This is a genomic window from Dactylosporangium siamense (genome assembly GCF_016862795.1).
GTDB lineage: Bacteria > Actinomycetota > Actinomycetes > Mycobacteriales > Micromonosporaceae > Dactylosporangium > Dactylosporangium siamense.
This window is the reverse complement of the sequence record NZ_BONQ01000061.1, coordinates 1-21,039: the sequence shown is the minus strand read 5'-3', so window position 1 is coordinate 21,039 and position 21,039 is coordinate 1. Positions and strand designations below refer to the sequence as shown.

At 71.3% G+C, this 21,039-nt stretch carries 18 protein-coding genes and 1 tRNA gene; 9 read left to right on the top strand and 10 right to left on the bottom strand.

Annotated features, from left to right (window positions below):
• The 4 genes from Dsi01nite_RS20885 to Dsi01nite_RS20870 form a co-directional block, all read right to left on the bottom strand.
• Complete coding sequence (locus tag Dsi01nite_RS20885) at positions 1 to 1,527, bottom strand: alkaline phosphatase D family protein (RefSeq protein ID WP_203847887.1); 1,527 nt, start codon at positions 1,525 to 1,527, stop codon at positions 1 to 3.
• Between the two features lie 45 nt (positions 1,528 to 1,572).
• Positions 1,573 to 2,496 (bottom strand): AraC-like ligand-binding domain-containing protein, encoded by a 924-nt coding sequence (locus Dsi01nite_RS20880; RefSeq protein WP_203847886.1) that lies wholly within the window; start codon positions 2,494 to 2,496, stop codon positions 1,573 to 1,575.
• A gap of 103 nt (positions 2,497 to 2,599) precedes the next feature.
• Positions 2,600 to 3,043 (bottom strand): hypothetical protein, encoded by a 444-nt coding sequence (locus Dsi01nite_RS20875; protein WP_203847885.1) that lies wholly within the window; start codon positions 3,041 to 3,043, stop codon positions 2,600 to 2,602.
• Positions 3,044 to 3,131: 88 nt separating this feature from the next.
• On the bottom strand, positions 3,132 to 4,127 hold the full coding sequence (locus Dsi01nite_RS20870; protein ID WP_203847884.1) for an NAD(P)H-dependent flavin oxidoreductase: 996 nt from the start codon (positions 4,125 to 4,127) through the stop codon (positions 3,132 to 3,134).
• Between the two features lie 347 nt (positions 4,128 to 4,474).
• Between Dsi01nite_RS20870 and Dsi01nite_RS20865 the strand changes: the two genes are divergently transcribed.
• Positions 4,475 to 4,798: a hypothetical protein gene (locus Dsi01nite_RS20865; protein ID WP_203847883.1), complete on the top strand. Its 324-nt coding sequence runs from the start codon at positions 4,475 to 4,477 to the stop codon at positions 4,796 to 4,798.
• A 231-nt stretch (positions 4,799 to 5,029) separates the two neighbouring features.
• Here Dsi01nite_RS20865 and Dsi01nite_RS20860 read toward each other — a convergent pair.
• The 3 genes from Dsi01nite_RS20860 to Dsi01nite_RS20850 form a co-directional block, all read right to left on the bottom strand.
• Positions 5,030 to 5,105: transfer RNA gene (locus Dsi01nite_RS20860), tRNA-Arg, on the bottom strand.
• A gap of 620 nt (positions 5,106 to 5,725) precedes the next feature.
• Complete coding sequence (locus Dsi01nite_RS20855; protein ID WP_203847882.1) at positions 5,726 to 6,568, bottom strand: single-stranded DNA-binding protein; 843 nt, start codon at positions 6,566 to 6,568, stop codon at positions 5,726 to 5,728.
• Positions 6,569 to 6,713: 145 nt separating this feature from the next.
• Positions 6,714 to 7,253, bottom strand: coding sequence for a DUF1444 domain-containing protein (locus Dsi01nite_RS20850; RefSeq protein ID WP_203847881.1), 540 nt, complete (start codon positions 7,251 to 7,253; stop codon positions 6,714 to 6,716).
• Positions 7,254 to 7,373: 120 nt separating this feature from the next.
• Between Dsi01nite_RS20850 and Dsi01nite_RS20845 the strand changes: the two genes are divergently transcribed.
• The 5 genes from Dsi01nite_RS20845 (at position 7,374) to Dsi01nite_RS20825 (ending at position 13,558) form a co-directional block, all read left to right on the top strand.
• Entirely contained in the window at positions 7,374 to 8,369 is a 996-nt protein-coding gene (locus tag Dsi01nite_RS20845; protein ID WP_203847880.1) for a cobalamin biosynthesis protein, read from the top strand.
• Positions 8,370 to 8,413: 44 nt separating this feature from the next.
• The gene (locus tag Dsi01nite_RS20840) at positions 8,414 to 9,991 is read left to right on the top strand and encodes a cobyric acid synthase (RefSeq protein WP_203847894.1); all 1,578 of its coding nucleotides are present in this window, start codon (positions 8,414 to 8,416) and stop codon (positions 9,989 to 9,991) included.
• Between the two features lie 335 nt (positions 9,992 to 10,326).
• Positions 10,327 to 10,947, top strand: coding sequence for a uridine kinase family protein (locus Dsi01nite_RS20835; RefSeq protein WP_239136047.1), 621 nt, complete (start codon positions 10,327 to 10,329; stop codon positions 10,945 to 10,947).
• Positions 10,948 to 11,022: 75 nt separating this feature from the next.
• Positions 11,023 to 12,087 carry a M48 family metallopeptidase gene (locus Dsi01nite_RS20830; RefSeq protein WP_203847879.1) on the top strand — a complete coding sequence of 355 codons (1,065 nt, stop codon included), beginning with the start codon at positions 11,023 to 11,025 and terminating at the stop codon, positions 12,085 to 12,087.
• 118 nt (positions 12,088 to 12,205) lie between these two features.
• Entirely contained in the window at positions 12,206 to 13,558 is a 1,353-nt protein-coding gene (locus Dsi01nite_RS20825; protein WP_203847878.1) for a dipeptidase, read from the top strand.
• A 40-nt stretch (positions 13,559 to 13,598) separates the two neighbouring features.
• On the opposite strand, the gene Dsi01nite_RS20820 is transcribed toward Dsi01nite_RS20825, so the two are convergent.
• Genes Dsi01nite_RS20820 through Dsi01nite_RS20810 form a run of 3 tightly spaced genes read right to left on the bottom strand, consistent with a single transcriptional unit; the run spans position 13,599 to position 16,836 of the window.
• Positions 13,599 to 14,051 (bottom strand): response regulator, encoded by a 453-nt coding sequence (locus tag Dsi01nite_RS20820; RefSeq protein ID WP_203847877.1) that lies wholly within the window; start codon positions 14,049 to 14,051, stop codon positions 13,599 to 13,601.
• Positions 14,048 to 15,625, bottom strand: coding sequence for a sensor histidine kinase (locus tag Dsi01nite_RS20815; RefSeq protein ID WP_203847876.1), 1,578 nt, complete (start codon positions 15,623 to 15,625; stop codon positions 14,048 to 14,050). The genes Dsi01nite_RS20820 and Dsi01nite_RS20815 overlap by 4 nt, the downstream gene beginning before the upstream one ends.
• Positions 15,622 to 16,836: a PP2C family protein-serine/threonine phosphatase gene (locus tag Dsi01nite_RS20810; RefSeq protein WP_203847875.1), complete on the bottom strand. Its 1,215-nt coding sequence runs from the start codon at positions 16,834 to 16,836 to the stop codon at positions 15,622 to 15,624. The genes Dsi01nite_RS20815 and Dsi01nite_RS20810 overlap by 4 nt, the downstream gene beginning before the upstream one ends.
• 163 nt (positions 16,837 to 16,999) lie before the next feature.
• Between Dsi01nite_RS20810 and Dsi01nite_RS20805 the strand changes: the two genes are divergently transcribed.
• The 3 genes from Dsi01nite_RS20805 (at position 17,000) to Dsi01nite_RS20795 (ending at position 20,073) form a co-directional block, all read left to right on the top strand.
• The gene (locus Dsi01nite_RS20805) at positions 17,000 to 18,568 is read left to right on the top strand and encodes a Na+/H+ antiporter (RefSeq protein WP_239136046.1); all 1,569 of its coding nucleotides are present in this window, start codon (positions 17,000 to 17,002) and stop codon (positions 18,566 to 18,568) included.
• On the top strand, positions 18,565 to 18,822 hold the full coding sequence (locus Dsi01nite_RS20800; protein ID WP_373318800.1) for a UBP-type zinc finger domain-containing protein: 258 nt from the start codon (positions 18,565 to 18,567) through the stop codon (positions 18,820 to 18,822). Before Dsi01nite_RS20805 ends, Dsi01nite_RS20800 begins: the two co-directional genes overlap by 4 nt.
• Positions 18,823 to 18,993: 171 nt before the next feature.
• Entirely contained in the window at positions 18,994 to 20,073 is a 1,080-nt protein-coding gene (locus Dsi01nite_RS20795; RefSeq protein WP_203847873.1) for a DedA family protein, read from the top strand.
• Positions 20,074 to 21,039: the final 966 nt, after the last annotated feature.

Here is a 21,039-nt window from a genome sequence, read left to right as displayed (position 1 = left end):
CTACAGGGCCCGAAGGCCGGGCTGGCCGTCGATGATCGCGAACGACTTGAGGGTGGTGGCGGCCGCGCCGTGCTCGGTGACGGAGCTGACCGCGCGGAAGTCGGCCCGCACCTGGGCGGGGCTGATCGTGGTCCGGATGTAACCGCGCAGGTTGGAGTAGAACTTCAGGTGCGGGTTCGTCGCGGCGTTCGGGATCGTGGTGGTCGTCGAGCCGTTGCCGCCGGACGTGATCGACGTGCAGACCAGCTCGGTGCCGATGGTCGCGGAGGCGCTGTTGGCGTAGTCGGCCTTCAGGTCGTTGCCCCACGCCGCGTGCACGTCGCCGGTGAGCACGAGCGGGTTGCGCACCGACCGGTCGATCCAGCCCTGCTGGATGCGTGACCGGGACGCGCGGTAGCCGTCCCAGGCGTCCATGTTGGCGGCGCCGCTCGCGTCGTACTGCCGGGCGAAGAACACCTGCTGGCCGAGGATGTCCCAGGTGCCGTAGTGCTGGGCGAGCCCGTCGAGCAGCCACGCCTCCTGCGCCGCGCCGGTCAGCGACCGGGTCGTGGTGTCGGCCGCGCCGCACACCTTCCAGCCGTCGCCGCAGGCCTGGTCGTCGCGGAACTGCCGGGTGTCGAGCATGTGGAACGTCGCCAGGGTGCCCCAGCGGACCCGCCGGTAGAGCGGGATGCTGTTGCCGGTCGGTGCCTGGCTCGGGCGCAGCGGCATGTTCTCGTAGTAGGCCCGGTAGGCGGCGGTACGACGAGCGGTCCACTGCGCCGTGGTCAGCGCGGGGCTGCTGTCGTTGCGCACCATGTTGGCATAGTTGTTCTCGACCTCGTGGTCGTCGGGGACCACCAGCCACGGCGCGATCGCGTGCGCCGCCTGCAGGTCGGGGTCCGACTTGTACTGCGCGTAGCGGCGGCGGTAGTCGGCGAGCGACACGATCTCGGCACCGGCGTGCTGGCGGACGCCGCTGGAGCCGGTGCCGCCCTCGTAGATGTAGTCGCCCAGGTGCAGGATCAGGTCCGGGCGGTCCTCGGCCATGCGACGGTAGGCCGTGTAGTAGCCCGACTCGTAGTGCGAGCACGAGGCGAACGCCATGACCAGGTTCCGGCCGACGGTCCCGACGGCGGGTGCGGTCCGGGTGCGCCCGACGGGGGAGAGGTGACCCTGCGCGCGGAAGCGGTAGTAGTACTCGGCGTCGGGCGCGAGCCCACCGGCGACCACGTGGACGGAGTGCGCGTCGGCGTAGCGGGCGGTCACCGTGCCGGACGTGACCAGCGAGGCGAACGTGTCGGTGGTGGACACCTGCCAGTCGACGGTGACGTCGGCGTTCGCCATGCCACCCTGACCATCGGCGTTGAGCGGTGACGGAGCGAGCCGGGTCCACAGCACAACGCTGTCTGCGGCCGGTTCACCGGAGGCGACGCCGAGCTTGAACGGGAACGGAACGGCGGCCTGGGCGCTGGTCAACGGCAGTGTGACGGCCCCGGCGGTGGCCAGTCCACTGAGGACGAACGTGCGGCGGCTGAGCCTCTTCATAGCCCATACTTTTATCAGTATCGATGAACGCGTGGTGTCCTGCAGCTAGCCGCGGGCTGCACTCGGTGTATGGCCGAACTGTTGCCGGAACGCCCGGTGGAAGCTCGCCACGCTGCCGAACCCCGCCTCCGTCGCCACGTCGATGACCCGCAGATGCCGCATCGAGGGGTCGGTGAGGTGCCGCGCCGCCCGTTCCAGCCGCAGCCGCCGCACCGTGGCGCCATAGGAGGCCCCGTGCCCCGAGAACCATCCGTGCACCGTGCGCACCGAGACCCCGAGCCTGCGTGCGGTGGCCGCCGGCGACAGATCGTGATCGGTGAGGTGCTCTTCGATGTCGTCGAGGCAGGTTTGGTACGACCTGGGCGAACGCACCGCAGTCAGGATGGACGGGTCGAGCGCGATCGACAGCATCCCGGCGGCGTGCAGGGCCAACCGGGCCGCGGTCGGTTCCCGCATCGGCCGCTGCGCCAGGCTCTCCAACGAGTGCCGCACGGCCGCGCCGACCCCGGTCGTCGTGTCGATCGCGGTGGCGGTCCTCGGTGCGGTGGCCTCGCCGTCGTTGAGCGTCGCGGCCGGGATGAACAGCGACAGCTGGCGGAAGTCCCCACCGAACTCGAACCGGAACGGCTCGTCGGCGTCGACCACCGCCAGGTCACCGGGCCGCAGCGTGGCCACCCGGCCGTGCTGCGCCATCAGGCTGACGCCCCGGACCTGCAGGTTCGCGTAGTAGCCGCGGATCGGGTCGCGTTGCACGCCGGCCTCGGTGCGGTGCACCGTCTGCCGCTGCGACTCGATCCGCGCCAGGCTGAGCCCGCCCAGCCGCCACTGCGTCACCGACCCGGCGAACCCGCCCCGCAGGTCCGACTCGGGCGTCAGCGCCAGGAACGCCTCACAGATCAGCTCCCGCCAATGCGTGAACTGTTGCGCCGGTGCCTGCGCCGACGTCGTCCAGTAGCTGCGGTTGTCCACCGTGCACGTCTCCTATGCCGCTGCCCGCCTGCCATGCAACGCCTGGCGCGACATCCTCCGACATGGTTGCGACGTCCTTCCGACTCTTCATCCGGTCTTTTTGTCATCCGGTCTTTTTGAAGTACGCGTTCGCCGACCTGGTGAACATCAGCGGGACCGCGGCCCACACCGCGGCGACGTGCAGCGCCCTGGAGGCGGCGGTCGCCCACCAGGTCAGGTCCGCGTCGTCCACGACGGCGCTCAGGGAGTTGCCGCCGGCGAGCCAGGAGATCGGCTCGATGATCAGCGACAGGGTGCCGACGATGCCGAGCACCAGGGCGAGGGCGAGCCGCGCCCACCGCCGTCCGGCCCGCATCCGCAGCGTGGTGAGGATCGCCGCGGCGTACACGGCGCATCGGAACAGCACACCGGCGAGGGGATGCTCGCCGGCCTGCCCCGAGCCGACGACGATGACGGTTTCCAGGGCGCCGAGCGCGACGGCGATGAGCCACAACCCGGCGGCGGCGCGCACCGCGACGGGTGGCCGGCCGGTGGTCAGGAGAGTCATGCTCTTCACTGTTCGCCGTTGCCGGCCGACCGGCACGCCCCCTGACCACCGTCTTGCTGATCCGGCCAGCCCCACTCCGGGCGCGGGGCTAACCCCCGTAGCGGCCGAGCATCGCCACCGCGTCGCTGGTCATCGTCGCGATGACCTCGGCGGCGGGCAGCAGCGACGTGACCAGGCCGACCCCCTGCCCGGCGAGCAACGGCATCTCCTCCAGGTCACCGGTGGTGACCCCACGCATCGGCACGAGGTTGGAGTACCGGTGCATGGTCACCGTCTCACCGCCGAGGACGGTCTCCCCGATGACCTTGTCCTCCCCCGGCGCTGGAGCGTCGAGCCATTCCCGCACGGCCCTGTTGCGCAGCACCCGCATCGGGTTGAAGTCCGGCGTCTCGGGCCCGAACATCGACGTGCTGACCGTCTCCGTGGCGTCGAAACTCACCAGCCGGCTCTTGTACCCGTCGTGCGCGTCCGACTCCCCGGTGGCGACGAACCGCGTGCCCACCCACGCCCCGTCCGCACCCAGCATCAGCGCGGCGGCCACCCCACGCCCGTCGGCGATCCCGCCCGAGGCCAGCACCAGCGCCGGCGCGACCGCGTCCACCACCAGCGGCACCAGCGCGAAGACCGGCAGCGTGGCCGCGTTGTGCCCGCCCGCCTCCTGCCCCTGCGCCACGACCACGTCAACCCCGTCGTCAACCGCCCGCTTCGCCGCGTCGACGGAGCTGAGCTGCTCGAAGACCCGCACCCCCGCGGCGTGCAGCTGGTCGATCCAGGCCCGCTTCGGATGCCCCCAGTGGAACGACACGACCGCCACCCCGGCCGCACACACGGCGTCGATCTGCGCCTGCTCGGTGAAGACGGTGATGAAGTTGACGTTGAACGGCCGGTCCGTCTGCTGCTGTATCGCCGCGATCGTCTGCGTCAACGCCGGCGCGGGCATGAGCCCCACCCCGAGCGAGCCGAGCGCCCCCGCGTTGCTGACCGCCACCGGCAACTCCGGCGTCATCCCCACGAACGCCATGCCGGCCTGCGCGATCGGAGTCGTGAGGCCGAACGCCTCGGTGAACCTGGTCCTGAGTCCCATACCCCCACCGTGCCGCACCCGCCCCGCCCAGGTGTTGCCCACCGCGCACCCCATGTCGCATTGCGTGCAGACGTCACCGACCCGACATCTCGACCTGTCCTTCCGTAACCACCTGTGGGAAGAGCGCGAACTGGGCCAGACCGGACGGGTCGACGGCTGGGACCTGGCCGCCCACCGCCTCGCCGATCCTCGGCAGGCCATGACGTGGGTCGGTCGCCATGTCGATGTCGCTGGTAGGCCGTGGTTGCTACAGCTCGCGGCGTACAGCCCACAGACAGGCCAGGTGCTCGCCGAGTCTGTATCGCAGGGTTCAGCGAGCGGCCGTGTTGGACGCGTGCAATAGGGGGATGTCGCTGCGTGATGACCGCCACGACGGCCCGCTCACCGGCTTCGGCCTGGGCAGCCTGCCGTTTGAAGTGGCGAAGTCGCGGATGATCTGGACACCGTGGCACGGCGTGATGTTCGGGCTCATCGGGCTTGGTGGCATCTGCATCGGTGTCGCCTGCTTGATGCCGCTCCTGGCGGTGGGCTCCGCCGTCATGGTCATCCTCAGCGCCATCTGGAACATCAGCACGATCGGCGGCTATCGAGCGACGCGACGCCTGGATAAACGGGCCCGCGCGGCCGAAGTGGCCAGGGGCACTGCCCAGACACCCTTTGATACCGCTTGATCTGCACGCGGCTTTCTCAAGCGGGCCGGGGTCCGCTCGATCCGCTTCCACGACCTGCGGCACACCTGCGCAACGCTGCCGCTCCTGCGGGGCGTGTCGCCTCGCGTCGTCATCGACATCCGAGGTGGACGAGACCGATGACGAGTGATTGTGTTGCTGTCGGTGTTGCTGTCACACCAGGGCGCACGGTGCCGTTCACCAGCCCGGCCGGGGTAAACGGCCTGGTCAGTGTGGTGCGCCCGGTAGGGATCGAACCTACGACCTTGGGATTAGAAGTCCCCTGCTCTATCCGCTGAGCTACGAGCGCATGTCGACGGACAGGCTACCGCCTGCGGCGGAGGATTCGCTTGTGGGGAGCCAAATCGACGCTCTCAGGACAGCATTCATTGCCGTCCGGCACAAGCGGGTTCCGTTGGTGCACCGCGGGATTCGCAGCGGGTGGCGGCGGAGTCACGCTTCGGGTCGTTCGGGTCGCCTTTTGTCCGTTGTCCTCCCTGGGGCTTGTCACTGCCCGGCCGACGCCAGCCTTCGGCTGTCACGACGCTGAGCCCGATTTGCCCTGGCCGCGGGCCTGGTCGTTGGTTCACGCACGGTCTTGTGCCCGGTCGTGGTCGTGACTGTGGTCGTGGGCTCGGGCTCGGGCTCGGGCTCGGGCTCGGGCGTGGTCGTGGGCGTGGGCGGGGGTCGGTCGTAGGCCGGGCTCGGGCGCGTCGTACGCCCGGTCGTGACCGAGCCCTGGTAGCGGGCTTGGTTGAGGGCCCAGCGGGTGGTCGTAGCCGTGACCGTGGCCCTGGTCGTCGACTTTGGTCGTGGTCCGATGATGGGTCGGGCTGGTCGTGGCCTGCCATTGCCTGATTTGGCCTGGTCCTGGGCGCGGCAGGTGGGTCGTGACGGCGGGTGGCGCGGTGTCACGACCCACCTGGACTGTCAGGCGGGCACCGGGACCCGGCCGCCCCGGTTGCGCCGGCGCCGGCTGCCGGCCGGCTCGTCGGACTCGCCCGAGGCGTTGTCGTCGTCCGAGCTCTCCGACCCCTCCTCGGTGGTGCCCGCTCCCTCTCCGGCGGTGGCCGGCCCGTCCGCGGCGGTGGCCGCGTCGGCCGGTGCGACGTCGGCCGTCATGAGCTCCGCCGCGTCGTCCGGTGCGGTGAAGCCCGCCATCGCGGCGACCGCAGTGCCGTCGAAGGCGGCGCTGATCGCGCTGTCGAGCTCGGTCAGGACGTCCTCCGCGAACGGATCCCGGGTGGTGTCCTGCGCCGGCTCCTCGACGGTCGTGACGAAGCCGCCGAGCTCGGCGTCGTAGTCGCGGTGGCGGGGCAGGTCGTTGACCGCGGCCACCGGGGTGCTCAGCTGGCCGGCGATCCGGGCATCGGCCAGTTCGTCGTCGATGGCACTGGTCATCGTGTTCGCCTTGACCCGGGCGAACTTCGAACGGCCGCGCAGCAGGTCGTGGCCCACGGATGAGGCCTCCAGCTCGTAGGCGATCCGCTTGACGTGGTCTTCGGTCTCCCAGTTCCGGCTCGACAGCCGGCCGGTGACGATCACCGGGTCGCCGACGCGGACGCAGCGCATCACGTTCTCCGCGAGGGCGCGCCAGCAGGTGACGCGCAGCCGGAGCGAGTCGCCGTCGACCCAGCGCTCCTGGTTGCGGTCGTAACGCCGGGACGTTGCGGCGACCCTGAAGTTGGTCACCAGTTGCTGGCTCTCATCCAGCCGGCGGCACTCAGGCTCGGTGAGCACGTTGCCGACGATCGTCATGGTCGTCTCGTACATGTTCGTCTCCTCCCGTGGTGGACTCGGGAAGGAGCATCGGTCAGATCGGCCCGTCGCCGCTCGCGCCGGCAGCCGAACCTGTGGATAACCGGGTGCTTGTGGACAGAGCCGCTACCGGGCAGATGAGGAGGCTTGGGCGTACACCTCAGAAAGCGGCATGGGCGAGGTTCTGGGTGAACACTTCCCAGACCCCACGACGCCGGACCAGCAACTTGCGGGACAGCAGGTGCGGGTCACCGGCGAAGAAGATCCTGTCGATCGCGCGCCGGACCTTGGCGAGGCCGGGCGGGGACTGGGAACCGGTCACGATGACCACGTCGCGGGCGGGGACACCGACCACGAGCTCGCCGGGCACCGCACGCTCCAGGCCGGCCCAGAACGGCTCGGCCAGCAGCAGGGTCGAGGCGATCCCGTCGAACTGGAGCATCAGCGCGGGCGGCTGTCCGTGGACCTGCGCGGCGCCGAGCCGGCCGTCGAGATTGTGCGCGGCCTGGCGGCGCAGCATCCGCCTCGGCAGCTCCATGCGCTGCAGGTCGGCCCAGGTCACGAGGCGTTGTCCATAGGGCGGCCCGTAGCTGTAACCCACTCCGAGTCCGCCCATGAACTCGTCGAGGACGGGCGCGTGCACATCTTCGCGGCGGATGTCGCGAAGAGGCGCAAGAACGGGGAGGAGCATGAGCTGCACGCTTGCAAAGTAGGACGGTGACGGATGTGAGACAAGCTCTTGTTTTTGCACCATTTGCTTGCTAGTGCGTGCGCGGGCCGCCGCGGAAAACTGTCAGTGGGGGTCGGTAGTGTCCGGCGCATGGTGAATCGAAGACTCCAGGCCGACGCGATCGGGATGCTGCTGGGCGGTGTGCTGGATGCGATGTTCGGCGATCCGCGCAGGTGGCACCCTGTCGCGGGGTTCGGACGGTTCGCGGCGGCGGTCGAGCGTCACACGTATGCCGACGAGCGGCCGGCGGGAGCGCGGTTCACCGCGGTGGCAGTGGGCGTCCCGGTCGCTCTCGCCGCGATGGCGGCCTGGCTGACCAGGCGCAGGCCCGTCGCGCGGACCGTGCTCGTCGCCGGCACGACCTGGGCCGCGCTGGGTGGCACGAGCCTGGCGCGGGAAGGGCGCGTCATGGCCGACCGGCTCGACGGCGGCGACCTGGCGTCCGCGCGGGCGCAGCTGCCCAATCTCTGCGGCCGTGATCCGTCGGCGCTCGGGGCGCCCGAGCTGGCCCGCGCGACGGTGGAGTCCGTCGCGGAGAACACGTCGGACGCCGTGGTCGGTCCGCTGTTCTGGGGTGCGGTCGCCGGGCTGCCGGGCATCGTCGGATACCGGGCGGTCAACACGCTCGACGCGATGGTCGGGCACCGCTCCGCGCGGTATGCCAGGTTCGGCACCGCGTCGGCCCGCCTCGACGACCTGGCCAACCTGGTGCCGTCGCGGGTCACCGCGGCGCTGACCGTCGTCGCCGCGCCAGTGGTCGGCGGGCGGCCCGGTGAGGCGTTGCGGGTGTGGCTGCGCGACGGAGGACGCCATCCGAGCCCGAATTCCGGGCAGTGTGAGGCGGCCGCCGCGGGCGCACTGGGCATTCGTCTGGGCGGTCGCAATGTGTACGGATCCAGGGTCGAACAACGGCCGCACCTCGGCGACGGCGGCCCACCCGTGCCGCGCGACGTGCGGCGGGCCGCGGCGCTGTCCGTCGTCGTGGGCGCTGCGGCCCTTGGGCTCGCGTGCGCCGTCAGGGCCGGTGCCGCGAGCCGGAGCCGCGCCGGCGGGCGGGCCGCCGCGCGGGTCGGGAGTGCGGCGTGAGCGGGCTGCTGGTCGCCGGGACGACCTCCGACGCGGGCAAGAGCATGCTCACCGCCGGGATCTGCCGCTGGCTGCGGCGGCGCGGCGTCGACGTCGCACCGTTCAAGGCGCAGAACATGTCCAACAACTCCGCGATCGCGGTCGACGGCGGTGAGATCGGACGGGCGCAGGCGCTGCAGGCGTATGCGTGCGGGCTGGAGCCCAGCGTCATGTTCAACCCGGTCCTGCTGAAGCCGGGCTCCGACCGGACCAGCCAGGTCGTCGTCCTCGGCCAGGCCACCGGGCACATCGGCGCGCGCAACTACCACGAGATCAAGGACCGGCTGCGCGGGACGGTGCTGGAGACGCTGCGCGAGCTGCGGGCCAGGCATGAGGTGGTGATCTGCGAGGGGGCCGGAAGCCCGGCGGAGATCAATCTCCGGGCCGGTGACCTCGCAAACATGGGTCTGGCGCGCGCCGCGGACCTGCCGGTGATCGTGGTCGGCGACATCGATCGGGGCGGGGTGTTCGCCGCGCTGTATGGCACGCTCGCGCTCCTCGACGCCGACGACCAGGCCCTGATCTCGGGCTTCGTGATCAACAAGTTCCGCGGCGACTCGGGGCTGCTGCAGCCGGGTGTCGACTCGCTGACGGAGCTGACCGGGCGGCCGACGCTCGGGGTGATTCCGTGGTCCACCGAGCTCTGGCTCGACGGCGAGGACTCGCTCGCCTATGACGGCAGGGTCCTGGGCCGGCCGGCGCCGCCGCGTGGCGGGCAGTGGCTGCGGGTCGCGGTGGTCCGCCTGCCCCGGGTCTCCAACGCCACCGACGCCGAGGCGCTCGCGGCGGAGCCGGGCGTCCAGGTGCGGCTCACCGTCGAGCCCGCCGACCTCGCCGACGTGGACCTCGTCGTGCTGCCCGGCAGCAAGTCCACTGTGGACGACCTGCGGTGGCTACGGGAGCGCGGCCTGGCGGACGCCGTGCTGGCCCACGCGGCGGCGGGCCGCCCGGTCCTCGGCATCTGCGGCGGATTCCAGATGCTCTCGGAGCGGATCTTCGACGACGTGGAGAGCCGCCGCGGCGTGGTGCAGGGGCTGGGACTGCTGCCGGTGGAGGTGACGTTCGCCGCCCGCAAGACGCTCGGGCTGGTGACGGGGACGGGGCTCGGATCGCAGCCGGTGCGGGGTTACGAGATCCACCACGGCGTGGTGAGCCGGGCGGCGGACGGCCTGACCCCGTTGATCCGGCTGGCCGACGGCACGGGTGAGGGTGCGGTGGTCGGCAACGTGTTCGGCACGCACTGGCACGGCGCGTTCGAGACCGACGGGTTCCGCCGGGCGTTCCTGACCGAGGTGGCCCGTCTTGCCGGGCGGCGCGGGTTCGAGGTCGCGCCGGACACGTCGTTCGTCGCGCTGCGGGATCGGACCGTCGATGTGCTGGGAGACCTGGTCGAGGAGCACCTCGACACGGAGGCGCTGTGGCGGCTGATCGAGGGCGGCGCGCCGGCCGGCCTGCCGACCGTCGTGCCCGGCCTGCGGACCACCGCGCCTGCGCCCCCGGCCGATGCGGTGGAGGAGTCCTCCGACGTGCCGGAGCCACCGACCGTGTCTGAAGCGCCCGACGTCGTGCTGGAGACGCGGTGAGCGGAGGCGCAATGAGCGGCGGCACGGTGAGGGAGGCTCGGTGGGCGGGGACGCGGTGGGCGGGGGCATGGCGAGCGGGGCGCGGTGAGTGGCGGCACGGTGGGGGAGGCTCGGTGAGCTGGGGTGCGGTGGGCGGGGCGTGGTAGGTGGGGCATGGCGAGCGGGGCGCGGTGAGTGGCGGCACGGTGAGGGAGGCTCGGTGAGCTGGGGTGCGGCGAGCGGAGGCGTGGCGGACGGGGACACGGCGAGCAGGGACGTGGTAGGCGGGGACGTGATGGGTGGAGGCGTGGGTGAGCGGTGACATGGCGAACGGGGACGTGGTGAGCGGAGGCGTCGTGAGGGCGGGCCGAGTGTCACTGGGGACATATGGCGGGCTGGCGAAGGAGGTCCTCGGGCGGGACGCGCGCCTCGGGGAGGTGCGGCTCGTGGCGGTCGACGGGCGGGCCGGGTCGGGGAAGACCACGTTCGCGGGGCGGCTGGCGCGGGCGCTGCGGCATGCCGGAGCTGACGTCGCCGAGCTGCACACCGACGACTTCCTGGACGGGTGGGCGGAGCTGACGGCGTGGCGGCCGAAGCTGGAGCAGTGGGTGTTGGCGCCGTTCAGGGTGGGTGAGGACGCGAGGTACCGGCGGTATGACTGGGTCGCGGAGCGGATGCGTGAGGAGTGGGAGCCGTTGCGGCGGCCGGACGTTCTGGTCGTGGAGGGGGTCGGGAGCGCGGGGTCGGCGGACCTGACGCTGGCGGTGTGCGTGCACGCGCCGGAGGCGTTGCGGCTCGAGCGGGGGCTGGTCCGTGACGGTGAGGCGACGCGGCCGCAGTGGGAGCGGTGGATGGCCGCGGAGGACGGGTTCTTCGGGGACGGCACGGCGTTACGCAACGTCGACGTGCACGTCGACGGGGCGCCGGGGGAGGAGCACGATGCACAGAATGAGTACTTCATCCTCGCGGGCGGGTAGACGGCGGTTGCGCAGGTGCGGGACGATCCGGGAGGCGGCCGGACACGATCCGGGTGCGACGGGGAGGCGGAGCGGATGACCACGAACGACGTGCAACGCCGGCGGGTGGTGCTGACCGGGATCAGTTCCCGGGCCTGGGAGCACCCGGCGGACAGGGGCGCTCTGGTGGCGCTGCGCGAGCTGCGCGGGTTCGACGACGCGCTGAAGTCGTTGCACGCGTTGTGGAATGAGCGGGCGTGGCGGCTGGAGTTCCTCGGCAACGCGATCCGGGTGGACCACCGGCAGTTTCCCAGGGTGCACCGGCTGATGGCGGAGGCCGCCGCCTCGTTGGACGTCGCTGAGCTGCCGGAGCTGTTCGTGCAGAGCGACCGGTCGATCAACGGCATGTGCATCGGCATGTCGAAGCCGTTCATCGTGATCAACCGGGGCTGCCTGGAGCTGCTCGACGACGAGGAGTTGCGGTGCCTGCTCGGACACGAGCTCGGGCACCTGGTCAGCGGGCACGCGGTGTACCGGACGATGGTGCTGATCCTGACGGACTGGGCGGTGCGGCTCGCGTGGCTGCCGGTCGGGTCGATGGTGCTGCGGGCGATCGTGGCCGCGTTGATGGAGTGGTGGCGCAAGGCGGAACTGTCCGCGGACCGGGCCGGGCTGCTCGCCTGCCAGGACCCGGCCGCTTCCTTGCGGCTGTCGATGAAGCTGGCCGGCGGTGGGGACCTGTCGGAGGTCGACACGACCGCGTTCCTGGAGCAGGCCGCGGAGTTCGATCGGGCCGGTGACCTGCGGGACAGCCTGATCAAGATTCGCATGGTGACGGCGCGGTCGCACCCGATGCCGGTGGCTCGGGCGGCCGAGGTGCGGGCATGGATCGACGGTGGGGAGTACGCGCGGATTCTCGGTGGCGACTACCCGCGGCGCGCCGACGACAAGGACGCGAAGGTCAGCGAGGAGATCAAGGCGGCGGCCGCGTCGTACCGGGAGGCGTTCTCGCGGTCGCAGGATCCGCTGGTGGGGTTGCTGCGCAAGCTCGGTGACGGTGCGTCCGAGGTCGGTGACTGGGTCGGCGCCGGCGCCGGCCGGGTGCGTGGCTGGATGCGCGGAAACGGGTCCGACGGCACGGATGGGCCGCCGGCGCAGTAGGTGTCGGGTCCGGCGGCGCGGTGGGTATGTGGGTCCGACCGCACGGATGGGCCGCTGGCGCGGTGGGTATATGGGTCCGGCGGCACGGACGGGCCGCCGGCGCAGTAAGTTTTCGGGTATGACAGTGCTCACCGACGAAGAGCTCCGCGCCGCGATCCGGCGGGAGATGCCAGGTGTCCGGGCTGACCTGGAGCGCCTCGTGCGCATCCCGGGCATCGCGTTCACCGGGTTCGACCACAGCCACGTGGAGCGTTCCGCCGAGGCGGTGGCGGAGCTGCTGCGCGGGGCAGGGATCCCGGACGTGCGGCTGGTCCGCAAGGGTGGGCAGCCCGCGGTGCTGGGCCGCCGGCCGGCGCCGCCCGGAGCGCCGACGGTGCTGCTGTATGCGCACCACGACGTCCAGCCGATCGGCGACCGCTCCCAGTGGCTGAGCGACCCGTTCGAGCCGCAGGAGCGCGACGGCCGGCTGTACGGGCGCGGCACCGCCGACGACAAGGCCGGCATCATGGCGCACATCGCGGCGTTGCGGGCGTTCGGCGAGGACCTGCCGGTCGGCGTGGTGTTGTTCATCGAGGGCGAGGAGGAGTTCGGCTCCGAGTCGCTGGAGGACCTGCTCCGCGAGCACCGCGACGAGCTCGCGTCCGACGTGATCGTGATCGCCGACTCGGGCAACTGGGACGTGGGCCAGCCGGCGCTGACCACCGGGCTGCGTGGCATCGTCAACGGTTTCTTCGAGGTTCGCGTGCTGGAGCAGGCCGTGCACAGCGGCATGTTCGGCGGCGCCGTGCCGGACGCGTTGATCGCATTGTCGCGGTTGATCTCGACGCTGCACGACGACGCGGGTGACGTGGCGGTCGAGGGCCTGGTCAGGACGGAGAGCGCGCCGCTGGACTACCCACAGGACCGGTTCCGTGAGGAGGCCGGGATGCTCGACGGGGTCGAGTTCATCGGCACCGGCCGGCTGGTCGAGCGGCTGTGGACGCGACCGGCGATCTCGATCCTCGGCATCGACGCCCCGCCGACCGAGGGCGCGCCCAACGCGTTGATCCCGGTCGCGAAGGCCAAGTTCAGTGCCCGGATCGCACCCGGTGACTCGGCGCAGCGGGTGTACGACACGATCGTCGCCCACCTGGAGCGGCACGTGCCGTGGGGGGCGAAGGTCGACGTCACCCTGGAGCAGCTCGGCGAGCCGTGCGTGATCGACGCGACGGGTCCCGTGTTCGACGCGGCGCGGCAGGCGTTCACCGAGGCGTGGGACGGGGTGTCGCCGGTCGACATGGGCGTCGGCGGGTCGATTCCGTTCATCGCCACGTTCCAGGAGCTGTTCCCCAAGGCGGCGATCCTGGTCACGGGCGTCGAGGACCCGAGCACCAGGGCGCACGGACCGAACGAGAGCCTGCACCTCGGCGAGTTCGAGCGGGTCTGCGTCGCCGAGGCGCTCCTGCTGGCCAAGGTCGCGAAGACCGCCTGACGACGCAAAAGGCCGGCCCGACAAGGGCCGGCCCGAACGTTCACCCGCGCGGGGGAAGCTTCACCACGCTCACGAAGAACTCGTCGATCTGCCGGACGACGGCGATGAAGCTGTCGAAGTCGACCGGCTTCGTCACGTACGCGTTGGCGTGCAGCGAGTAGCTGCGCAGGATGTCCTCGTCGGCCTGTGAGGTGGTCAGGACCACGACCGGGATGCGGCGCAGGTCCGGGTCCTCCTTGATGGCCTGGAGGACCTGCCGGCCGTCGACCCGGGGCAGGTTGAGGTCCAGCAGGATCAGGTCGGGGCGGGGCGCGTCCGCGTGCGGGCCCTCCCGGCGCAGGTACGCCAGGGCCTCCTCGCCGTCCTGGACCACGTTGAGCTTGTTACGGACCTTGTGCTCCTCGAACGCCTCCTGCGTCATCAGCACGTCGCCCGGGTCGTCCTCGACCAGGAGCACCTCGATCGGCAGGGACGATTCCCGGGGTGCGGTCATGAAACGGACTCCTCAAGCAACGGGGCGGGGGCCTCAAGGACAGGCACGGGGAGCGTGAACCGGAACAGCGTACCTTCGGCCTGCGACGGGTCGATCCAGATCCGGCCGCCGTGGTATTCGACGATCTTCTTCGCGATCGCGAGGCCGATGCCGGTTCCCGGGTAGGCGTCCTTCGCGTGCAGCCGCTGGAAGATGACGAAGACCTTGTCGGCGAACTCGGGTTCGATGCCGATGCCGTTGTCCTCCACGCTGATCTCGTACTCGTCGTCGACGCGCTGGCTGTCGATCACGATGCGTGGGGTGCGGTCGGGGTGGCGGAACTTCAGCGCGTTGCCGATCAGGTTGGCGAAGAGGGCGCCGAGCAGCGGTTCCTCGCCGCGGACCGTGGGCAGGTCGGTGAAGATGATCTCCGCGTCGCTGGAGGAGCGTTGCATCTCGAACTGCTCCGCGGCGTCGACAACGACCGCGTTCAGGTCGATGTCGTTGAAGCCGCTGGTGAGCCGGCCGATGCGGGAGAAGGCGAGCAGGTCGTTGATCAGCCGTTGCATCCGCTGCGCACCGTCGACCGCGAAGGCGATGTACTGGTCGGCGCGTTCGTCGAGCTGCCGGGCGTACCGACGCTGCAGCAGCTGGCAGAAGGACGCGACCTTCCGCAGCGGCTCCTGCAGGTCGTGTGACGCGACGTAGGCGAACTGCTCGAGGTCGCGGTTGGACCTGGTCAGCTCGGCGGCCTGTTGTTCGAGCATCCGGTTGGCCTCCTCGACCAGCCGGCGCGCCTCCACGACGTCCTGCAGCTCGGTGTTGATCCGGCGCCGCATGGTGTCGACGTCGGCGGCGAGGGCGGCGAGCTCCGGGGGGCCGCCGCCGGTGATCTCGTGGTCGTAGTTTCCGGCCGCGACGATGCGCACCTCGGCGGCGAGCTCGGTCACGGGCCGCGTCACCAGCCGCCGGAGCAGGAACGCGAGGGCCGCGCCGGCGACGATGATCACGATCCCGGCGAAGACGAGCAGCAGGATCAGGGTGTTGCCGGTGGAGCGGACCTGCGCGGCGACCACGTCGCGGCGGGTGGTCAACGCGGTGCGCAGCGCGTTGATCCGGTCGGAGGCGGCGGTGTAGACGGTCCGGGAGGTGTCCGTCGGCGTCGCGCGTTCGGCGCTCGGTCCGTCGGTACGGGTCTGCGCGATCAGCGGCTCGGTGATCTCCCGCCGGTACCGGGAGGTCGCCGCCGCGATGTCGTGGACGGCGGCCAGCAGGTCGGGCTCGTCGGCGAGCAGCCGCTCCGTCTCGGCGAGGATCTCCGTCTCGGACTTCTGCGCGGCCCGGTACGCGTCGAGGTCGCTGTCCTTGCCGGTCAGCAGGAACGTCCGGACGCTGCTCTGCTGGCGCAGCAGCTGCGAGTACAGCTCCTCCGCGTTGACCAGTGCCGGCGTGAGCCGGTCCATCACCTTGGTCGTGTCGGCCCGGTTGGCGCCGGCGGTGACGGTGGCGCTCACCGCGATGAGCCCGAGCAGGCCGGCGACGACCGCGCACAGCGCGATGATCCGGCGCCAGAGCGACCACTTGGTGGGATTCATGCCGTACTCCTCGGGTCCAGCAGCAGCACGGCGATGTCGTCGGACAGCGGTCCGCCGTTGTGACCCTCGGCCTGTGCCGCGAGCCAGGCAGGCAGGTCGCGGGGGAGGGCGCCGCCCCGGTCCCGCAGGACCTCGACGATGCCCTCGATGCCGAGGCGTTCGCCGCCGGGCGCGTCGGGAGCGGCGCCCCCTTCGATCAGGCCGTCGGTGTACAGCAGCAGCTGCCAGCCCGGATCGCCGAGGCGGATCTCGGTGGCGGGACGGGGTACGCCCGGCATGACGCCCAGCACGAGCCCGGGCCGGACGGCGCACGGCTCGACCCGGTCCCCGGCGATCACGATCGGCGGCGGGTGACCGGCGAGCCGGATCCGGGCGGTGCCCTCGGCCAGGTTGACGGTGGCGACCGCGACGGTGGCGAACAGCTCGTCGGAGCGCCGCTCGCTCACCAGCACCTGCTCCAGGGAGTCCAGGATGTGGTCCTCGGGCACGCCCGCGAGGACCAGGGCCCGCCAGGCGACCCGCAGCGCCACCCCGAGCGGGGCCTCGTCGACGCCGTGGCCGCACACGTCCCCGATGAGCAGGTGCAGGTGGGTGCCGTCGGCGCCGATCGCGTCGAAGAAGTCGCCGCCGAGCAGGCCCCGGTCCCGGCCCGGCCGGTAGATCGACCACAGGTCGGCCTCGACCCCCGCCATGATCGGCTTGGGCAGCAGCCCGCGTTCGAGCCGGGCCGACTCCGCCTGCCGTAGCTCCGACTCGCGCAACAGCCGGGCCTGCTCGTCGGCCCGCTTGCGCTCGACGGCGTAGCGCACGGCGCGGGACAGACCCGTGCCGTCGACCGTGCCCTTGACCAGGTAGTCCTGGGCGCCCTCGGCGACCGCGGCGGTGCCCAGGTGCTCGTCCTCCAGGCCGGTGAGCACGCACACGGCGACCCGCCCCGCGTCCTGCAGCACCTGCCGCAGCCCGTCCAGCCCGCTCGCGTCGGGCAGCCCGAGGTCGAGCAGGACGCAGTGCACCTCGCGCAGCAGCGGGCGAGCCTCCCGCATCGTCTGTGCGACCTGCACGTCGAACGGCGCGTCGGCCTCCGCGAGCAGTTCCTGGACCAGGAACGCGTCACCCGGGTCGTCCTCGATGAGCAGCACGCGGATGCGCTCGCCGGCGCTCAGGCCGAGCCGCCGGTTCCGAAGGTCGACCGTGGTGCCGACTTCGGCCATGCTCACACCCCTGCCGCGGGTGCGGGTAGTTGTCGCGCGGCACACATGGGGTCGATCCTTCCCTACCTGACGGCTTGCTGCACGTGCGGGTGCAGTGTGTCAGCCGCAGTGGCCGCCGTCACCACACTCCTGCTGCGTCCTACTGATGGATAGGCTTTCGCGCGTGCACGGGCTCGAGAACATCGTCGGACTGATCGCGGTCGTCGTCGCCACCTCCGTGGTGGCCCGCCGCATCGGTGTGCTGTCGCCGATCATGCTGGTCCTGGTCGGCATCGGGATCTCCTTCATCCCGGGCGTCCTGGAGGTCGACCTCGATCCCGAGGTGGTGCTGCTCGGGATCCTCCCGCCCATCCTGTACGTGGCGGCGCTGGAGACCTCGGTTCCCGCGTTCCGCTTCAATCTCCGGCCGATCCTGCTCCTCGCGGTCGGGCTGGTCCTCTTCACCGCCGCGGCCGTCGGACTGACCGTGCACATGCTGCTGCCGCAGGTGCCGCTCGCGATGTGCTTCGCGCTGGGCGCGGTCGTCGCGCCGCCCGACGCGGTCGCGGCCACCGCGGTCGCCAGGCGCATCGGCCTGCCACGGCGGATCGTCACCGTCCTGGAGGGCGAGAGCCTCATCAACGACGCGACCGCGCTCGTCACCCTGCGGGTGGCGGTGGCCGCCGCGATCGGCGAGGCCGTCGACGTCGGGTCGATCACCCAGACGGCCTCGATCGCCGTGCTGGGCGGCATCGGCATCGGCGTCGTCGGCGGGGTGGTGCTCGGATATGTGCACCAAAAGGTCGAGAACCCCCTTATCGACAACGCGATCTCGCTGCTCACCCCGTGGATCGTGTTCCTACCGGCAGAGCGCATCCACGCCTCCGGCGTCGTCGCGGTCGTGGTCTGCGGCCTCGCGCTCGGCCACAGGATGCCGACCCTCATGTCCGCCGCGTCGCGGCTGCAGATGGACGCCTTCTGGCGGATGGTGAAGTTCCTTCTCGAGGGGGCCGTCTTCCTGCTCGTCGGCCTGCAGCTGCGGGCGCTCATCGAGGGGGTCGAGCGGACCTTCTGGTTCACGATGGGGTGCCTCGCGGCGGTCATCGGCGTCGTGATCATCGCGCGGATGGTCTGGCTGTTCCCCACGGTGTACCTCGCGCGCCTCATCCCCCGCGTCCGCCGCCGCGACCCGTCACCCGTGCTGGCCGCCCCCGCCGTCATCTCCTGGGCGGGCATGCGGGGCGCGGTCACCCTCGCCGCCGCGCTCTCCCTGCCCGCGAGCGCCGAGGCCGGCGACTATCCCCGCGGACTCTTCGTGATCCTGGCCTTCGGCGTGATCGTGGCGACGCTGGTGCTGCAGGGCGCGACGCTGCCGACCGTCGCGCGCTGGCTGAAGGTGCCCGGCGACGACCAGACGCAGGACGCGCTCGCGGAGGCGTCCGTGCAGCACGAGGCGAGCCGCGCCGGCAAGGCCCGCCTGGAGGAGGTCGCCGAGGACGCGCCCGAAGGCGTGGTCGATCAGCTGCGGCAGGTCGCGCTCAGCCGTTCCAACATCGCCTGGGAGCGCCTCGGCCGGTCCGATCGGGAAACGCCGTCCGCCGCGTACGCCCGCCTGCGCCGCGAGATGCTGAACGCCGAACGGGAAGTGTTCCGGCAGGCCCGCGACACCGGCAAGATCCCCGAGGAGACGCTGCGCCAGGCGCAGCGGGACATGGACCTGGAAGAGTCACTGTTGGAGCGAGGAGATCTGTGACCTGCGCACACATCGAAGCGGCGGAGAAGAAGGACGCCCCCGAGGTCGACGGGTGTCCGGAATGCGTCGCCATGGGCTTCACCGACTGGGTCCACCTGCGGCAGTGCCTCACCTGCGGACATCTCGCGTGCTGCGACTCCTCCCCGCGCAGGCACGCCACGCAGCACTTCCTCACCACCCACCACCCCGTCATGCAGTCGATCGAGCCGGGAGAGTTCTGGCGCTGGTGTTATCTGGACGAGACCATCGGCTGACCTAATCGTGACGTCCTACCTGCGGGTATGCGTGTTCTCAGCGGTTTCTAAGGAGACGCCGGACACAATCATCTCCAGTTGGGCATGGAGTCGGGTGCATTCGTGTTGCCATGGTCAACGGGGAATGGTCGACTGACGACGGGGTAGGGGGCGGACCATGGTGAGCGGGAGATGGTAGACGCGGTCATGGACTTGGTGGCGGCGCCCGGAGTCCTCTATGCCACGATCCTGGTTCTCCTCACCATCGACGCGTTCATCCCGGTCGTCCCCGCGCAGGCCCTGATGATCGGTGGCGGCATCCTCTCCACCACGGGCCACGTCGAGCTGCTGCTCCTCGTCGCCGCCGGCGCCCTCGGCGCCGTCTCCGGCGACCTCCTTGCCTTCCTGCTCGGCCGCCGGCTGGCCCGCCGCGACGCCGACGCCCCACAGCGCCTGACCCGCCGCAAGCCCCGGGCGATCACGCTGCGTCTCAACGAAGCGATGCGCAAGCACATCTTCCTGGCCGTGCTCCTGTGCCGCTTCGTCCCCGCCGGTCGCATGATCACCGCGATCTACGCGGGCCGCAACGGCATGTCGACCCGCCGCTTCGCCAGCTATGACGTGGTCGCCGCAACGCTCTGGGCCTCCTACGGCGCCCTGCTCGGCCACTTCGGCGGCGAGGCGATCGCCGACTCGTCGTGGCTGCCGCTGGTCCTGGTCGCCGCGGCCGCACTGCTCTTCCTGGCCGGCGCCCCGCTGCTCGGCCTGGCCGGCCGCCTGCGCAAGCGCTCCGCCGCCGCCACCCGCGTGGTGCTGCCCGCAGTGGAGGCGTCCGTGGGTGCTTCCGTGGGTGCTGGTGCCGCGGCCCGTGCGGACGCCGCCCTGCTTGTCGGCGCCGCAGCCGGTGCTGCGGCGGGTGTGGACGGCGTGGCGGGTGCGGGTGGCGGCGCGATGGTCGCACGTCAGGGCGCGGTCAACGGTCGCCGTTCGTCCGGGCGGTCCTCGGTCGCCGCGGACCTCGCCACCAAGGTCGGCCTGGTCGCCAGGGCGATGCGGGTGGCCGGCGCCATCCCGATGATGCGCGTGGCCGGCAGCATGCCGGTCGTCGCCGCGGCGCCGCAGCCGGTCCGCCGCCGCTGCCGCCGCACCGCGATGGAAACCCTGGCGGCCGCCGAGCCGATGGCCGCGATCGAGGTGCTTGTCGCCGCTGAGGCCGTTGCCGCTGCGGAGTCGGTGGTCGTGCAGGTCAACGGCCTGCAGAACGCGAGCTGACGGCCGCTTCACCTCGCGGTGGTTTCGCTCGCTGGGTGGGTGCCGCGTCCGAGGTCGTCGCGGCACGGTCGATCTCCGCGTGCGGGTCGACGGTGCGCAGCACCTCCGGACGTGGTCAACACGGTTCGCCGCTGCCCAGGCTGTGCCGTCGTGGGCGTGGGGGTTCGGTGATCGTCCTGGTCGTGTGCTGTGGAATGCCGGCAGTCCGGACCACGCTCACCCGGCATCTCCGTGCCTCGGTCTTTTCCCTCGATGTGCACCGACCAGAGCCCGAGCGTGACCCGCGCTCAAGCGTGACCCGCGCCTGGGCGTGGACCCGCGCCTGGGCGTGACCCGCGCCTGGGCGTAACCCGCGCCTGGGCGTGGACCCGCGCCTGGGCGTGACCCGCGCCTGGGCGTGGCCCGCGCTCAAGCATGACCTGCAACCGGACCGTGATCGAAGCCGCTTTGCGGCGGTCCAGGCGACCGGCCCTCGACTTCGAGCACCGTGGTCCGGTTGATCGAAGCCGCGCGTTGGTTGTGCGGGTGAATGTCGGGGTGGCCGGTTCGCGGCTTTGAGCACGGTCGGACGGGCTGGTGAGGTCGTTCTGGGCTGTTGGTGTGGGGCTTCAGTCGTGGTGCGAATGATCGAAGTCGTCGCGTGGCTGCCCGGGCGACCAAGCCACGCCAAGCCACGCCAAGCCAAGCCAAGCCAAGCCAAGCCAAGCCAAGCCACGGCCGGCGGGTCTGGGTGGTGTGCCGATTGTCGGTCGATCTTCGTCAAGGGTCGCGAGGGGCGAGGGGCGAGAGGCGAGAGGCGAGGGGCGAGGGGAACGAAAAGGCAGGGGCGCGGTGCCGAGATCGGCGCCGCGCCCCTGCCTGATGGTCCCCGCGCTGCGCGCGAGCGGTGTTACGTCACATGCCGATCTGCTGGCCGTTGTCGTTCCAGGTGTTGTTGCTCCATTGGGGGAGCTGCGACGCCTGGAA

What these genes read in the sequence shown, in the direction of transcription:
- Dsi01nite_RS20885 (WP_203847887.1), bottom strand. Translation starts at nt 1,527, where the DNA reads ATGAAGAGGCTCAGCCGCCGCACGTTCGTCCTCAGTGGACTGGCCACC.
- Dsi01nite_RS20875 (WP_203847885.1), bottom strand. Translation starts at nt 3,043, where the DNA reads ATGACTCTCCTGACCACCGGCCGGCCACCCGTCGCGGTGCGCGCCGCC.
- Dsi01nite_RS20870 (WP_203847884.1), bottom strand. Translation starts at nt 4,127, where the DNA reads ATGGGACTCAGGACCAGGTTCACCGAGGCGTTCGGCCTCACGACTCCG.
- Dsi01nite_RS20865 (WP_203847883.1), top strand. Translation starts at nt 4,475, where the DNA reads ATGTCGCTGCGTGATGACCGCCACGACGGCCCGCTCACCGGCTTCGGC.
- Dsi01nite_RS20855 (WP_203847882.1), bottom strand. Translation starts at nt 6,568, where the DNA reads ATGTACGAGACGACCATGACGATCGTCGGCAACGTGCTCACCGAGCCT.
- Dsi01nite_RS20845 (WP_203847880.1), top strand. Translation starts at nt 7,374, where the DNA reads ATGGTGAATCGAAGACTCCAGGCCGACGCGATCGGGATGCTGCTGGGC.
- Dsi01nite_RS20840 (WP_203847894.1), top strand. Translation starts at nt 8,414, where the DNA reads ATGCTCACCGCCGGGATCTGCCGCTGGCTGCGGCGGCGCGGCGTCGAC.
- Dsi01nite_RS20830 (WP_203847879.1), top strand. Translation starts at nt 11,023, where the DNA reads ATGACCACGAACGACGTGCAACGCCGGCGGGTGGTGCTGACCGGGATC.
- Dsi01nite_RS20825 (WP_203847878.1), top strand. Translation starts at nt 12,206, where the DNA reads ATGACAGTGCTCACCGACGAAGAGCTCCGCGCCGCGATCCGGCGGGAG.
- Dsi01nite_RS20820 (WP_203847877.1), bottom strand. Translation starts at nt 14,051, where the DNA reads ATGACCGCACCCCGGGAATCGTCCCTGCCGATCGAGGTGCTCCTGGTC.
- Dsi01nite_RS20815 (WP_203847876.1), bottom strand. Translation starts at nt 15,625, where the DNA reads ATGAATCCCACCAAGTGGTCGCTCTGGCGCCGGATCATCGCGCTGTGC.
- Dsi01nite_RS20810 (WP_203847875.1), bottom strand. Translation starts at nt 16,836, where the DNA reads ATGGCCGAAGTCGGCACCACGGTCGACCTTCGGAACCGGCGGCTCGGC.
- Dsi01nite_RS20795 (WP_203847873.1), top strand. Translation starts at nt 18,994, where the DNA reads ATGGTAGACGCGGTCATGGACTTGGTGGCGGCGCCCGGAGTCCTCTAT.